Source organism: Streptomyces sp. NPDC023573, assembly GCF_055559735.1.
This window is the reverse complement of the sequence record NZ_JBVHKB010000003.1, coordinates 1-14,705: the sequence shown is the minus strand read 5'-3', so window position 1 is coordinate 14,705 and position 14,705 is coordinate 1. Positions and strand designations below refer to the sequence as shown.

Genomic DNA, 14,705 nt, shown 5'->3' with positions numbered 1-14,705 from the left:
ACAACGTTGTCCAAAGCATGTCCCCAGGAGGAACGGCTTCGTATGCAGCCCCTACGCGGTCCTCAGCACGGCTCCCGGCACAGACACAACCGCTCCGCCGCGGTCCTCGCGGCCTCTCTCGTCCTCGCCCTGGCGGCCCCCACCGCGGCGCTCGCCCAGCCCTCCGGCGCCGCCGAGAAGCCTTCCGGCGACACGTCGTTCAGTTCCTCGTTCGAGGCGGACGAAAAGCAGCCGGACTGGCGTAATACCGTCGAAGAAGGCGCCGACGGAAAGAAAAGGGCATCGGGTGTCGACGGTGGATTCTCCGCCGGAATACCGGGCAACATCACCGATCAGGTCACGGATCTGCGCGCCAGCGGCGAGAATGCCAACGGCGGGGAGGTCAAGGAGAACCTCGTCGACGTCGAGCCCGGCACCAAGTGGCTGGCCTTCCAGCCCACGGGCTGGGTCGAGTTCGACCTCGTCGAGCCCACCGAGGTCGTGACCTACGCCCTCACCTCGGCCAACGACCACGACGAGCGGGACCCCCGGGACTGGACCCTGAAGGGCTCCGCGGACGGCAAGACCTGGACGGACCTGGACACCCGGACCGGCCAGACGTTCTCCGAGCGCCTCCAGACCAAGTCGTACGACTTCACGGCGGACACCGCCTACCAGCACTTCCGGCTGGAGATCACGAAGAACAACGGCGCGTCCGACGCCCTCCAGCTCGCCGACGTCCAGTTCTCGGACGGGGACACCTCCGCCCCCGCCCCCGACGACATGCGCACGCAGGCCGACCGCGGACCCTCGGGCTCCCCCACCGCCAAGCAGGGCGCGGGATTCACGGGCAAGAAGGCTCTGCGTTACGCGGGCACGCACAAGCCGGACGGCCACGCCTACTCGTACAACAAGGTCTTCGACGTCGACACGAGGATCACCAAGGACACCCAGCTCTCGTATCTCGTCTATCCTCAGATGGCCGAGACCGACCTCGCCTACCCCGCGACGCACGTGGCGGTGGACCTGGCCTTCACCGACGGCACCTACCTGAGCGAGCTGAAGGCCACCGACAGCCACGGCGGGCCGCTCACCCCGCAGGGCCAGGCCGACGCCAAGCGGCTGTACGTGAACCAGTGGAACAAGGTCGCCTCGCGGATCGGCACGGTCGCGGCGGGCAAGACCGTCGACCGGATCCTGGTGGCGTACGACTCCCCCAAGGGGCCGTCGAAGTTCCAGGGCTGGATCGACGACGTCACGATCGCCCCGAAGGCCCCGGAGAAGCGCAAGGCGCACCTCTCCGACTACGCGTCGACCATCCGCGGCACCAACTCCAGCGGCGGCTTCTCGCGCGGCAACAACATCCCCGCGACCGCGGTCCCGCACGGCTTCAACTTCTGGACGCCGGTGACCAACGCGGGCTCCACGAGCTGGCTGTACGACTACGCGCGGGGCAACAACGAGGACAACCTGCCCACGCTGCAGGCGTTCAGCGCGAGCCATGAGCCGAGCCCCTGGATGGGGGACCGCCAGACCTTCCAGATGATGCCGTCGGCGGCCTCAGGCACTCCGGACGCCTCCCGCGAGGCCCGCGAGCTGCCGTTCCGGCACGAGAACGAGACGGCGACCCCGCACTACTACGGGGTGACGTTCGAGAACGGCCTCAAGGCCGAGATGGCCCCCACCGACCACGCGGCGCGGATGCGGTTCACCTACCCCGGTGACGACGCGAGCCTGGTCTTCGACAACGTCGACAACAGGGGCGGACTCACCCTCGACCCGGAGACCGGTTCCTTCACCGGCTACTCAGACGTGAAGAGCGGCGGCTCCACCGGGGCCACCCGGCTCTTCGTGTACGGCTCCTTCGACGCGCCGGTCACCGACAGCGGCAAGCTGAAGGGCGGCGGCGGTGACGACGTGACCGGCTTCTTCCGCTTCGACGCGGGCAAGGACCGCACGGTCAACCTGCGGCTGGCCACCTCGCTGATCAGCGTCGACCAGGCGAAGAAGAACCTCGCCATGGAGCTGCCGGCGAAGACCTCCTTCGACAAGGTGAAGAGGAACGCGCAGAAGGCCTGGGACAAGATCCTCGGCAAGATCGAGGTCGAGGGCGCGAACGCCGACCAGCTGACCACGCTCTACTCCAGCCTGTACCGGCTCTACCTCTACCCGAACTCGGGCTTCGAGCAGGTCGACGGCGAGAGCACCTACGCGAGCCCCTTCTCGCCGCAGACCGGCACGGACACCCCGACCCACACCGGCGCGAAGCTCGTCAAGGGTGAGGTGTACGTCAACAACGGCTTCTGGGACACCTACCGGACGACGTGGCCGGCGTATTCGTTCTTCTCCCCGAAGCAGGCCGGCAAGCTGGTCGACGGCTTCGTCCAGCACTACAAGGACGGCGGCTGGACCTCCCGCTGGTCCTCCCCCGGCTACGCGGACCTGATGACCGGCACCAGCTCCGACGTGGCGTTCGCCGACGCCTACGTCAAGGGCGTCGACTTCGACGCCGAGGCGGCGTACGACGCGGCGGTCAAGAACGCCACGGTGGCCCCGCCGTCCTCGGGTGTCGGCCGCAAGGGCATGGAGACCTCGGTCTTCACCGGGTACGCCGACACAGAGACGCACGAGGGCCTTTCGTGGTCGCTGGAGGGCTACCTCAACGACTACGGCATCGCGCAGATGGGCGATGCCCTCTACAAGAAGACGAAGAAGCAGCGCTACAAGGAGGAGGCCGCGTACTTCCTCAACCGCGCCCAGAACTACGTCAAGCTCTTCGACGAGAAGGCCGGCTTCTTCCAGGGCAAGAAGCCGAACGGCGACTGGCGCCTGCCCTCCGACCAGTACGACCCCCGCGTCTGGGGCTACGACTACACGGAGACCAACGGCTGGGGCTACGCCTTCACCGCCCCGCAGGACAGCCGGGGCCTGGCCAACCTCTACGGCGGCCGTGACGGTCTGGCGAAGAAGCTGGACACGTACTTCTCGACCCCCGAGACGGCCGGACCCGAGTTCGTCGGTTCGTACGGCGGCGTGATCCACGAGATGACCGAGGCGCGCGACGTGCGGATGGGCCAGTACGGCCACAGCAACCAGGTCGCGCACCACGCCACGTACATGTACGACGCGGCGGCGCAGCCCTGGAAGACGCAGGAGAAGGTCCGCGAGGTCCTCGGCCGCCTGTACACCGGCAGCGAGATCGGCCAGGGCTATCACGGCGACGAGGACAACGGCGAGCAGTCGGCCTGGTTCCTCTTCTCCTCGCTCGGCTTCTACCCGCTGGTCATGGGCAGTGGTGAGTACGCCATCGGCTCGCCGCTCTTCACGAAGACGACCGTGCACCTGGAGAACGGCCGCGAGCTGGTCGTCAAGGCTCCGAAGAACAGCGCGACGAACATCTACGTCCAGGGCCTGAAGGTCAACGGCAAGAAGTGGACCTCCACTTCGCTGCCGCACGACCTGCTCGCCAAGGGCGGCGTCCTGGAGTTCGACATGGGCGCCAAGCCCTCGGCGTGGGGCACGGGCAAGAACGCGGCCCCGGTCTCCGTCACCAAGGACGACAAGGTGCCGACGCCGAAGGGCGACGTGCTCAAGGGCGACGGCGCGCTGTACGACGACACCTCCGCCACCTCGGCCTCGGTCGAGTCGGTGGAGCTGCCGGCCGCCGAGGGCACGAAGGCGGTGCAGTACACACTGACCTCGGCCACCGCGGCGAAGGCCCCGACCGGCTGGGTGCTGCAGGGATCGGCGGACGGCACGTCCTGGAAGGACATCGACAAGAGGTCCGGCCAGACGTTCGCCTGGGACAAGCAGACCCGGGTGTTCTCGGTGCAGGCACCGAAGGTGTACGCGAAGTACCGGCTGGTGAGCGCGGCCGCCGCGACGCTGGCGGAGATCGAGCTGATCTCCTGACCGCCTGAGGGGAGTTGCCGCGCCGGGGGCCGGCCGTCCGCACGAGCGGATGGCCGGCCCCCGGTGTCATAGTGCTACGCATGGCTTCACGGATATGGGCGCGGATCACCGGACGCGCGGCTCTGGCCGCGCTTCTCGCGACGGCCTTCGCGCCGGCCGCCGCGACCGCTTCGGACGCCGTCGCGCTGAGCCTGGAGGACGTGCCGCGCACCGTGGTCGTGTACAACGCGGACGAGGGCGCGAAGGCGGCCGACCGTCGCTTCGAGGTGCCCGTCCGCGTCGTCCCCGGAAACAGCGAACCCGCCCGCAACATCAAGGTCGTGGTCGACGCCTCGGGCCTCGAGGACATCGCCCGCGTGACCAAGGGCGGTTACGGGAACTGCACCGGCAGCGGCTGGGTGTACACCTGTGTGTACGGCACGTTGCAGAACGACGGCGAGAGCAACGCTCCCTTCGACATCTTCGGGCTGGACGGCGTGAGGCCGGGCGACAGCGGCACGGTCACCTACACGGCGAGCGCGGACAACGCCGCTCCGGTCACCGGCACCACCCGCATGGTCGTCGGCGGGCCGACACTCGGCTCGCCAGGGGAGGAGCTGAAGGTCAGCGGGGTCGCGCCGGGTGAAGCCGTACCGCTGACACCGGAGTTCGCGAACCACACGCGCTTCTGGACGGAGCGGGGCGTCGCCGTGCGCGTCGAGGCCGGCGGCGGCCTCACCCTCAGGGCCCGGCACAGCAACTGTTTCTACGCGGGAGCCCCGCCCACGCGGGCGTGGTGCCTGTTCCCCGCCGGGGCCGCGCCGTGGGCCGCGTACCGCACCAGCGCGCCGCTCGCCTACGTCGCCGCCGAGAAGGCACTGCACGGCAGCCTGTCCTACAGCTGGTCATCGGACCCGGAGAAGCCGGCCGGCCACACCGTGCGGGGCACGGGCGCCCCGATCACGCTGACCGGCACGAAGGACGGCGACTTCGACGGCATCGACGGTGACGTCGAGGTGGAGACCACGGTGCAGGCCGACTACCGGCCGGTCACCGGAACGGTCCGGGGGCGCGTCGGTGACACGGTGGAGGTCCGCCTCGGTGTACAGGACCTGGGTCCGGGTGAGCTGACGAACGATGAGGCGAAGGGGCGCTTCGAGGTGGTCCCGCCGGAGGGCACCACGGTCACGTCCGTGCCGTACGACTTCGAGGACCTGAACCCGAGGTGGGGGTGCGAGCGGCCGGAGCAGCCCGGCGGGGCCTTCGTCTGCGACCTCGACGACGATGCCTTCGCCTGGGCGCGGGAGGACGACGGGTCGACCACCATCGTGTTTCACGTCCGCGTGGACCGTCAGGTGACGGGGGCTCACGGCACCATCCGGGCGTACGGCACCTACGACCGCACCCCCGGCAACGACACGGCGGTCATCCCGCTCGACGCCTCACCCGCGCCGGCCTACCGGGCCTTCCTGCGCCCCGCCGTCCGGTGGCCGGTCACTGCGAGTGGCGCCGTGGTCCTGGCTCTGCTGGCCGCTCACTTGTGGCGTCGACGCCGGTCCGCCTGATCCGGCCCTCCCCGTTCCGGCCCCTCGGGCGGCTCCGACGTGAGAATTGGCTGCCAGCTATCGGCTAGTCAGGGTACTTTTGTGCGTTTTTACGGTGTCCCGACGGACTCTTTTGGCGATCCATGTCATCTCTTAGGCGATCAGGTGATCAGTACGACAATCATCTCGGCTTGAAGGAGCCCAGCATGCGCATTTCCACTTCCGTCCGCTCCCGCGGCGCCCGCACGGGCGTCACGATGGCCGCCGCGGTCGCCGTCGCAGGTGCCACCCTCGCCGCAGCCCCCGCCGCCTACGCCCTGCCCGGGGACAGCGGCGACATCGAGGTCACCTCGGTCGGCTGGCACTCGCGTGGTGACCGCGACGGTGTCGAGGTCTGCAAGTTCGTGCTCAAGGCGAGCAACTTCGAGTCCTTCCCCTCCGTCCCCTGGACGATCACCGAGCAGCCCCCGACCGTCCCCCCGGGGGACACCCTGCTGGGCACCCTCCCGCTCGTGAACGGCCAGGCCCGCAGCCAGCAGTACCTGCTCCCGGAGGGCACGTACCAGCTGGTGTGGACCGTCCCGGCGGGCCCGAAGCAGAGGAGCTTCGAGGTCGACTGCTCCCCCCGGCCCGGCCAGGGCGGCAGCCGCGGTGACAGCGACGACGAGCGTGCGGAGTCGGGCGCCGAGAAGAGTGGCGAGAAGAACGACGAGGAGAAGTCCGACGCGATCTACGAGAAGCCGTCCGGCGCGGTGCCGGCGGGTGGCGGCGGCGTCCCCGAGATGGAGAGCGTCAGCTCCGAGGGCGAGTCGAACGTGGGCGCCTCGGCCGCGCTGGTCGCCGGTGCCGCCGGTATCGCGGGGCTGATCATGGTCCGTCGATCCGCGCGCCGTCGTGCCCGCAACGAGGCATAGTCCGCGCGGCCGACGGCGACGACGGGGACCGAGTCGTGCATGCCGGCTCACGATCACCCTGTGCGTGACCTTCTCGCTGGTGACCGGCGTCGTGTGGGCGAGTTCCGACTCGCCCGAGGATGCCTCGTCGGTCACCGCCGCCCGCGGCAGCGACGCCGCGGGCGGCGGGGCCCCGCCGTTCCGGAGGGCACCGCACAAGCCGCCGAAGGCGGTACCCGCATCGCATGCCCCACTGGTGCACTCCCGGCCGCTGAAGGTCGCCGTCCCCGCGATCTTCATCGAGGCCCCGGTCACCGGCCTCGCCCTCGACAAGAAGGGCAGGCTCGGCGCCCCGCCGCTGAGCAAGCCCAAGCTGGTCGGGTGGTACCGGAAGGGCCCGTCCCCCGGAGAGGCGGGAACCTCACTGCTCGTCGGTCACCGGGACACCGCGACCGGGCCGGCGATCTTCCTCAATCTCAACGCCCTTCGCCGCGGGGACACGGTGAAGGTCACCCGGGCGGACAAGCGGACCGCGGTCTTCACCGTCGACGAGGTGAAGACCTACACCAAGGAAGAGTTCCCCGACGACAAGGTGTACGGGACCACCGGCCGCCCGGAGCTCAGGCTCCTGACGTGCGGAGGGCGCTTCGACAAGAAGAAGGGCTACTCGGCCAACGTCGTCGTCTTCGCCCACCTCACCTCACTGAAGAAGGCGGCCTGAAGCCGGGCACGCCGCACGGAACCGGCCGGTACCTCGGGGGCGAGGTACCGGCCGTCCGTCGTTGCGCTAATCTCCCCGCACGCACGTACACACGTACGAAGGGGGGACGTGTGAGTACGACGGGACGAGGGCTGCGACGGGCCGCCTGGGCCTCGGGCGTCATCGGGGCACTGCTGCTGGCGGGACCCGCGGCGCTGTTCGCGACGGGCTACACGTCGGCGGAGGTGTCGGGCAGTTCCATGGAGCCGACGTACTCCATCGGCGACCGAGTCGTCTTCGAGCGGATCGACGCGGACGACGTACGGCGTGGGGACGTGGTCCTGTACCGCGTACCGGAGCGCTACGAGGGCCTGGCCACGTTCGGGCGGGTGATCGGCGTCGGCGGGGACCGTGTCGCCCAACAGCCGGGCGGTGCCGTGACCTTGAACGGCACCACACTCACCGAGCCGTACGTCAAGGACGGCGATCCGTCCGGCATGGCGCCCGGTTACGACGTGGAGGTCCCCGAGGGACGCCTCTTCGTGCTCGGCGACTTCCGCGCCGACGCCAGGGATGCCCGCTACTTCCTGGACGACCGGTCGGGCACCGTACCGTCGACCTCTGTTGTGGCACGGCCCCTCGACGGCAGCGGCGGCCCCCTGGGGCTGGGGCTGACGGCGCTGCTCGGTCTGCTGCTGCTCGCCACCGCACTCGGGTCGGGGATCGCGGCGCGAGAGAAGCGCCGGCCACCCGTCCGGGTGATGCCGCCGGATTCCCGGCATACGGGGATGGGGTAGCCGACAGCTTCCGCACCATGCCGCTGCCGAAGGACCCGGCCCCGCGCTCGCCTTCGCCGCCGCGCCCTGGACGCGGTTCGTCGGTGCGCTCCGGAACGGCGCCCTCTGAGGGACCCGCCCGTCACTCCTGCCCGGGAGGCCTCCGGTGCACGTTCCGGTCCCTCCGCTTCCGCTCAGTCGATGGCGTCGAACAGCCTTTGCGGCAGCGCCATGTTCAGCGCCGTCACCACCGGCTTGCCGTGTTCCGTACCGAGGCGGGAGACCGCGCCCGTGGCGAGCTGGAAGAGCTCCCCGCTCGCCGGGGTCAGCCGCAGGTAGCGCGCCGTGAGCACGCGCAGGAAGTGCGAGTGCGCCACCAGCGCGATGTCCGCCTCGCCGAGACGGGAGGCCGCCGCGCGGACCTCGGCCAGGATCCGGTCCGCCCGGTCGCCGATCTCCTGCGGGCTCTCCCCCGGGTGCTCCTCGGGGCCGGGCGCGACGCCGTCGGTCCAGAGGTTCCAGTCGGGGCGGGTGCGGCGGATCTCGACCGTGGTGATTCCCTCGTACGCCCCGTAGTCCCACTCCCGCAGGTCCGGTGTCTCGCGGGGTGCGGGCAGACCCGCCAGCTCGGCGGTACGGCGGGCGCGGAGATAGGGGCTGACCAGGGTGAGCCCGATCTCGCGTTCGGCGAGGAGCGGGACGAGGGCGCGGGCCTGGCGCTCCCCGAGCTCGGTGAGGGGCAGGTCGGTCCAGCTCGTGTGCTGCCCGGACCGGGACCACTCGGTCTCGCCGTGCCGGATAAGGATCAACTCGCCCATGGGTGCTTCCGCTCTCTGTGCCGTACCGGTGCGTATGCACCGCTGGTGCCAACCTGCGGGCCCACGATCGCATTCCTCCGGGCCCCGCGCGGGACGGCTCGCCCCGGTCGTGGTGACCGGGGGCCTGGCAGCCTGCGGCGGCGAGCGGCAAGTATGTGCTGATGCACGTCTCCGGAACCGACCGCCCCGATGCGGGCCCCACTCTGGCCCAGCTCCTCGCACTGATCGCCGCCGGGACGCTCGACGTCGTCGTCGCCCCGTGCGGCACCGGTGTGCCGGTGTCCGACGTGGTCCTGCACGACCCGGGTGAGGAGCGGGACGAGGAGATGTGGGCGGCCACCGGGCTGGTCCTGCTCGCGGTCGGCGTCGAGGTCGCCGCGCCCGAGGCGGTCGACGTGCTGCGTGCCGCGGACCGCGCCGGGGCGGCGGCCGTGGTGATGCGACGCGGCGCCCGGGGGCCCCGGACGGCTCTGCTGGAGGCGGCGGAGCGTGGGCGTACGGCGTTGCTGACGCGGCGGCCCGGTCAGGGCTGGACCGAGGTGCTCGGCCGGCTGCGGACGGCGCTGGCGCACAGCGTCCCGGGCGGATCAGCGGACCCGGCCGGAACGGGCGGGCTGCGGCTGGGTGATCTGCCGGGCCTGGCCAACACCGTGGCGGATCTCGTCGGCGGCGCGATCACCATCGAGGACCCGCAGTCGCGGGTGCTGGCGTACTCCCGCATGGACCACGAGCCCGATTCGATGCGCAGACTCACGATCCTCGGCCAGGAGGTGCCCCGCTGGCGGGTCGTCGAACTGCGGGAGAGCGGCTTCTTCCAGGCCCTGTGGAACACCGACGACGTGGTGCGGCTTCCCGCCGACGAACGGTACGCCGAGCGGCTGGCGGTCGCGGTGCGGCACGGATCGGAGGTGCTCGGCTCGATCTGGGCCGCCGCCGACGGCCGGCCGCTGGCGCAGGACGCGGTGGCGGCGCTCCGGACGGCGGGCCGCGCCGCGGTCCCCCACCTGTCGCACCACCGGACGTGGGGCCGGGCCGCCGCCTGGGCGCGCGAGGGAGCGGTGCACGCGCTTCTGGCGGGCGGTCCGCAGGCGGCGCACGACGTCGGGATCGCGCGGGACCGGCCGCACGCCGTGCTGGTGGCGGAGGCGTACGACGGCCGGGACACCGCGCCGGGGGATGCCGGTGAACGCGTGCTCGACGTGCTGGCGTTGCAGGCCGCCGCCTACCGTCCGGGATGCGTGACCGCCCGGTCGGGGCGGCGGCTGTACGCCGTGGTGCCGGCCGCGGACGGTGAGGCGGACCCCGCGCGCACGCTGCTGGCGGCGGTCCGTTCGGTGCCGAGGGGTGTGGTCTTCGCGGGTGCCGGACCCGTGGTGGCGGACCTCGCGGAGCTGCCCGCCTCCCGCGACGCCGCGGAGCTGGTGGTACGCGTGCTGAGGGAGCGGGCCACGCGGCTGCCGGCCGGCATGGCCGGATCGGCGGTGGCCTCGTACGAGGAGGTGGCGTCCGAGGCGGCCGTACTGCGCCTCCTCGACCGGGTGGAGCCGCTGTGGGGGACGGTGTCCGGCCCGGTCCACTCGATGGTGGAGCACGACCGGGCGCACGGCTCGCGGTACGGCGATTCGGTCGCCGCACACCTCGACGCCTTCGGTGACACGGCCGCGGCCGCGCGGCGCCTCAACGTGCATCCCAACACTCTGCGATACCGGCTGCGCCGGGCCAGGGAACTGTTCGGCGTGGACCTCGCCGATCCTGCCGTACGGCTCCTGGCGGACGTGGGGCTGCGCCTGGGCCGGCGCACCGGGTGAACCGTGGCCGGAGGACACCCGTCCCCGTGATCGATCCGTTGTGCCGCCGGACAGGAACGGCGGCAAGTCCTGGTGGTGACTGACGAAGACGCGCACGGCTCCGTACACGGAAGCTGGTCATGACGGCCCGCGACCGGACGAGCGCGGAGCACGAGCGACCCCTCACGTAGGAGTGTGTTTTCAGGTGACATCCCGTTCGGCCCCTCAGCGCGAGCGCGCCCGTGAGGCGGCGCTCGCCCGTGTCGTCGAGGAGGGCCTGCTCGGCCCCGGCTCTCCCCTGGTCGGTCTGCTCGACGTCGACGGGGTGCTGGCGGCGGTGGACGCGCTGAACGAGGCGTTCGAGGGGCCGGCCACGGTCCATCACACGTTCGCGGCCAAGGCGTGCGGGCTGGTGCCGGTGCTGCGGCTGCTCGCCGAGGCCGGGATGGGCTGTGAGGTCGCCTCGCCCGGCGAGCTCGAACAGGCGCTGGCAGCCGGCTTCACGCCCGACCGGCTGGTCTTCGACAGCCCCGCGAAGACGGTCGAGGAGCTGGAGTTCGCGCTGGAACACGGGATCGCGATCAACCTGGACAACTTCCAGGAGCTGGAACGCGTCGACCGTCTGCTGGCAGGTCGACAGCCGTCGGGCCCCGTGGGGCTGCGGGTGAACCCTCAGGTCGGCGCCGGCGCCATCGGGGCGATGAGCACCGCCACCGCGACGTCCAAGTTCGGCGTCGCACTGCGCGACCCGGGCGCCGTGGACGCGGTGATCGACGCCTTCACCCGGCGCCCCTGGCTCAACCGCCTGCACGCGCACGTCGGCTCCCAGGGCTGTCCCCTCCCGCTCATCGCCCAGGGGGTCAGCGCCGCGTACGAGCTCGCGGAACGGATCAACGAGCGACTGGGCCACGCCCGGATCACCGGCCTGGACATCGGCGGCGGCCTGCCCGTCAATTTCGACAGCGAGGACGACCGCCCCACCTACGTCGACTACGTCGCCGAGCTGCGCGACGCCGCCCCGGGACTCTTCGACGGCCGCTACGTCCTCGTCACCGAGTTCGGCCGCTCGCTGCTGGCGAAGAGCGGCACGATCGGCTCGCTCGTCGAGTACACCAAGTCGGCCGGCGGCCGGCGGATCGCGGTCACCCACGCCGGAGCCCAGGTGGCCACCCGCACGGTGTTCATGCCGGACGCCTGGCCCCTGCGCGTCGGCGTGTTCGACGCCGCGGGCCGCCCCAAGGAGGGGCCGCTCCAGGTCGTGGACATCGCCGGGCCGTGCTGCTTCGCCGGTGACCTGACCGCGACGGCACGCGCGCTCCCGGCGATCGAGCCCGGGGACGTGGTGGCGCTGTACGACACCGGGGCGTACTACTTCTCCTCGCACTTCTCCTACAACTCACTGCCCAGACCCGCTGTGTACGGCTATCGCACGGATTCCGCCGGGCAGGTACGCCTCGCCACGGTCCGCGACGCCCAGACCGTGCGCGAAGTCGTCGAGGAGAGCGGCCTCACCCACGCGGGCGCCCTCGTGGCGCTGTGAGCGGGCCGCGGCACCCCACCCGCCGAACCCGCCGGACACCGGACCGCCCGCCCCTGACAGCAGGGGCGGGCGGTCGGTGTGAGGACGCGTGCCCGTCAGGCCTTCGCCCCGACGACCGTGACCGTGTACGGCTGGTCCGTGTCCGTCGTGACGCGGACCTCGCCGCCCTCGCGGACCACCTCGTAGGTCGCCGCCACCGCGCCCGTGCGGTCCGGGACGGTGACCGTGCGGGTGAAGTCGCCCGTACCGTCGGGGGCGAACACGCGGAGTTCGAGGCCGTCGAGCCACTCGCCGTCCGGGCGGGTCTCGTCCGCGCCGAGCGCCAGGACCGCGCCCTGGCGGACCAGCAGGGGCAGGCTGTCGAAGCCGTGGGTCTCGCGGCGCCAGGCGGGGCCGGTGACCGTGTCGCCCGTCAGCAGGTGCGTCCAGGTGCCCTCGGGCACGTAGTACTCGACCTCGCCGTCGTCGGTGAAGACCGGGGCGACCAGGACGTCCGGGCCCAGCAGGTACTCGCGGTCCGCGGTGCGGGCCGTCGGGTCGTCCGGGAACTCCAGCAGCAGGGGGCGCATCGTCGGGACGCCCGTGCGGTGGGCCTCGACGGCCACACCGTAGAGGTAGGGCATGAGGCGGTGCTTGAGGCGGGTGAACTGCCGGGCCACGTCGACCGCTTCGTCACCGAACTCCCACGGCACACGGTACGACGACGAGCCGTGCAGCCGACTGTGCGAGGAGAGAAGGCCGAAGGCGAGCCAGCGCTTGAAGACGGCCGGGTCGGGGGTGCCCTCGAAGCCGCCGATGTCGTGGCTCCAGAAGCCGAAGCCGGACAGCGACAGGGAGAGACCGCCGCGCAGGGACTCCGCCATGGCCTCGAAGGAGGACCAGCAGTCGCCGCCCCAGTGCACCGGGTACTGCTGGCCGCCGGCGGCGGCGGAGCGGGCGAAGAGGACGGCCTCGCCCTGGCCGCGCTCGCTCTCCAGGAGCTCGAAGACGGCCTTGTTGTAGAGGTGCGTGTAGTAGTTGTGCATGCGCTCCTGGTCGGAGCCGTCGTGCCAGACGACGTCCGTGGGGATGCGCTCGCCGAAGTCGGTCTTGAAGCCGTCGACGCCCTGGTCGAGGAGGCCCTTCAGCTTGCTCTGGAACCAGGCGGTGGCCTCGGGGTTGGTGAAGTCGACCAGCGCCATGCCGGCCTGCCACTTGTCCCACTGCCAGATGTCACCGTCCGGCGTGCGGACGAAGTAGCCCTCGCGCGCCCCTTCCTCGTACAGGGCGCTCTTCTGCCCGATGTACGGGTTGATCCAGACGCAGATCCTCAGGCCCTTGTCCTTGAGCCGGGCGATCATGCCCTCCGGGTCGGGGAAGACGGCCGGGTCCCACTCGAAGTCGCACCACTGGTACTCGCGCATCCAGAAGCAGTCGAAGTGGAAGACGCTCAGCGGGATTCCGCGCTCGGCCATGCCGTCGACGAAGGAGGTGACGGTGGCCTCGTCGTACGACGTGGTGAAGGAGGTGGTCAGCCAGAGGCCGAACGACCACGCCGGGGGCAGGGCGGGGAGGCCGGTGAGAGCGGCGTAGCGGCTCAGGACGTCCTTCGGGGTGGGCCCCGCGATGACGAAGTACTCCAGCGTCTGGTCCTCGACGCTGAACTGCACCTGGCCCACGGCCTCGGAGCCGACCTCGAAGGAGACCTTGCCGGGGTGGTTGACGAAGACGCCGTAGCCGCGTGAGGAGAGGTAGAACGGGATGTTCTTGTACGCCTGCTCGCTGCTGGTACCGCCGTCGGCCTGCCACATGTCGACGGTCTGGCCGTTCTTCACGTACGGCGTGAAGCGCTCGCCGAGGCCGTGGACGGTCTCGCCCACGCCGAGGGCGAGCTGGGCGAACATGTGGTGGCTGCCGTCGTCGACGGTGGCGAACGCGCTGCCCTTGCGGCCGGCGGAGGTCAGGACCCGGCCGTCCGCGTCGAGGAACTCCAGTCCGAAGGTGCCTTCGGTGGGCAGCCGCAGGGTGAGCGGGCCGCTGGTCAGCTCGGCGGCCGCGCCGTCGGTACGGGTGGTGGCGGCGGACTGCGGGGCGGCGCCCGGCAGTTCGAAGTCGGGGCCCTTGCGGCGCTTGCCGGCGTGGTGGGTCAGCCGCACCGCGATGACACCTTCGGCCGGGGCGTGGGCCTCGACGGTGATCAGCGGGGCGTTCAGGGTGTCGCCGCGGCGCTCGACGCGCTTGACGGCGGCGTAGGCGGCAAGACGGTCGTCGTCGAGGCGGACATCGCGGACTTCCGTGGCGTACGAGGCGTGCACACCACTGCGCATCTGCCAGAAGCCGTCGGTGAACTTCATGGGGGTGGTCCTTAGCCGATCAGGGGTGCGGGGCGGGACGTCAGGGCGCCTGCGGCGAGCGCGGCTGCGGGTCCTCTCGATTTTGATCGTACACAAAACAAATATGGCCGAGAAGAGCGGTAGGCAGCGGGAATTCCCGTATTGCCCGAGTAACCGAACCATGACACAGGGGCCCGGATCTGCCATGTTTGCGCCATGTAACCGACACGTCACGGAAATGGTCTAGAAACGATTGGCTGGATGGCGTATTAGTACTGCAAGCAAACAAATTGGCCCGATCCGGCGGAACTGTCGTCGGGCCTGACGTCGAGCAAGAGGCTGTGCAATGTCGGACCGCTTCACCCCCACCCCCGCGGACAGGTTCACCTTCGGTCTCTGGACCGTGGGCTGGCGTGGCAACGACCCGTTCGGTGACGCGACGCGTCCCGCGCTGGACCCGGTCGA

General features: G+C 70.9%; 9 protein-coding genes and 1 pseudogene. 8 read left to right on the top strand and 2 right to left on the bottom strand.

Annotated elements, in window-relative coordinates:
* Positions 1-42: 42 nt before the first annotated feature.
* The 5 genes from ACZ32T_RS10760 to lepB all read left to right on the top strand — a co-directional run bounded on the left by ACZ32T_RS10760 (position 43) and on the right by lepB (position 7,804).
* Positions 43-3,891, top strand: a complete 3,849-nt coding sequence (locus ACZ32T_RS10760; RefSeq protein ID WP_467366342.1) for a GH92 family glycosyl hydrolase — start codon at positions 43-45, stop codon at positions 3,889-3,891.
* A gap of 80 nt (positions 3,892-3,971) precedes the next feature.
* On the top strand, positions 3,972-5,435 hold the full coding sequence (locus tag ACZ32T_RS10755; protein WP_467366340.1) for a hypothetical protein: 1,464 nt from the start codon (positions 3,972-3,974) through the stop codon (positions 5,433-5,435).
* A 185-nt stretch (positions 5,436-5,620) separates the two neighbouring features.
* Entirely contained in the window at positions 5,621-6,328 is a 708-nt protein-coding gene (locus ACZ32T_RS10750; RefSeq protein WP_467263651.1) for a hypothetical protein, read from the top strand.
* A 52-nt stretch (positions 6,329-6,380) separates the two neighbouring features.
* Positions 6,381-7,028 (top strand): class F sortase, encoded by a 648-nt coding sequence (locus tag ACZ32T_RS10745; protein ID WP_467264371.1) that lies wholly within the window; start codon positions 6,381-6,383, stop codon positions 7,026-7,028.
* Positions 7,029-7,138: 110 nt separating this feature from the next.
* On the top strand, positions 7,139-7,804 hold the full coding sequence (gene lepB / locus ACZ32T_RS10740) for a signal peptidase I (RefSeq protein WP_467366337.1): 666 nt from the start codon (positions 7,139-7,141) through the stop codon (positions 7,802-7,804).
* Positions 7,805-7,977: 173 nt separating this feature from the next.
* Here the strand turns inward: lepB and ACZ32T_RS10735 are convergent, their stop codons facing one another.
* Positions 7,978-8,601 carry a histidine phosphatase family protein gene (locus ACZ32T_RS10735; RefSeq protein ID WP_467366335.1) on the bottom strand — a complete coding sequence of 208 codons (624 nt, stop codon included), beginning with the start codon at positions 8,599-8,601 and terminating at the stop codon, positions 7,978-7,980.
* Between the two features lie 161 nt (positions 8,602-8,762).
* Here ACZ32T_RS10735 and ACZ32T_RS10730 point away from each other — a divergent pair, with 161 nt between their 5' ends.
* Both ACZ32T_RS10730 and ACZ32T_RS10725 read left to right on the top strand, forming a co-directional pair.
* Positions 8,763-10,409 carry a PucR family transcriptional regulator gene (locus ACZ32T_RS10730; protein ID WP_467366333.1) on the top strand — a complete coding sequence of 549 codons (1,647 nt, stop codon included), beginning with the start codon at positions 8,763-8,765 and terminating at the stop codon, positions 10,407-10,409.
* Positions 10,410-10,593: 184 nt separating this feature from the next.
* On the top strand, positions 10,594-11,928 hold the full coding sequence (locus ACZ32T_RS10725) for a diaminopimelate decarboxylase (RefSeq protein WP_467366331.1): 1,335 nt from the start codon (positions 10,594-10,596) through the stop codon (positions 11,926-11,928).
* 95 nt (positions 11,929-12,023) lie between these two features.
* On the opposite strand, the gene yicI is transcribed toward ACZ32T_RS10725, so the two are convergent.
* The gene (yicI, locus tag ACZ32T_RS10720) at positions 12,024-14,261 is read right to left on the bottom strand and encodes an alpha-xylosidase (RefSeq protein ID WP_467366329.1); all 2,238 of its coding nucleotides are present in this window, start codon (positions 14,259-14,261) and stop codon (positions 12,024-12,026) included.
* Between the two features lie 325 nt (positions 14,262-14,586).
* On the opposite strand from yicI, the pseudogene ACZ32T_RS10715 reads away from it, so the two are divergent.
* Positions 14,587-14,705, top strand: a pseudogene (locus ACZ32T_RS10715) (xylose isomerase); the annotation flags it as partial.

Excerpts from the sequence above, each read along its gene's own strand:
- ACZ32T_RS10760 (WP_467366342.1), top strand. The coding sequence starts at position 43 with ATGCAGCCCCTACGCGGTCCTCAGCACGGCTCCCGGCACAGACACAAC.
- ACZ32T_RS10755 (WP_467366340.1), top strand. The coding sequence starts at position 3,972 with ATGGCTTCACGGATATGGGCGCGGATCACCGGACGCGCGGCTCTGGCC.
- ACZ32T_RS10750 (WP_467263651.1), top strand. The coding sequence starts at position 5,621 with ATGCGCATTTCCACTTCCGTCCGCTCCCGCGGCGCCCGCACGGGCGTC.
- ACZ32T_RS10735 (WP_467366335.1), bottom strand. The coding sequence starts at position 8,601 with ATGGGCGAGTTGATCCTTATCCGGCACGGCGAGACCGAGTGGTCCCGG.
- ACZ32T_RS10730 (WP_467366333.1), top strand. The coding sequence starts at position 8,763 with ATGCACGTCTCCGGAACCGACCGCCCCGATGCGGGCCCCACTCTGGCC.
- yicI (WP_467366329.1), bottom strand. The coding sequence starts at position 14,261 with ATGAAGTTCACCGACGGCTTCTGGCAGATGCGCAGTGGTGTGCACGCC.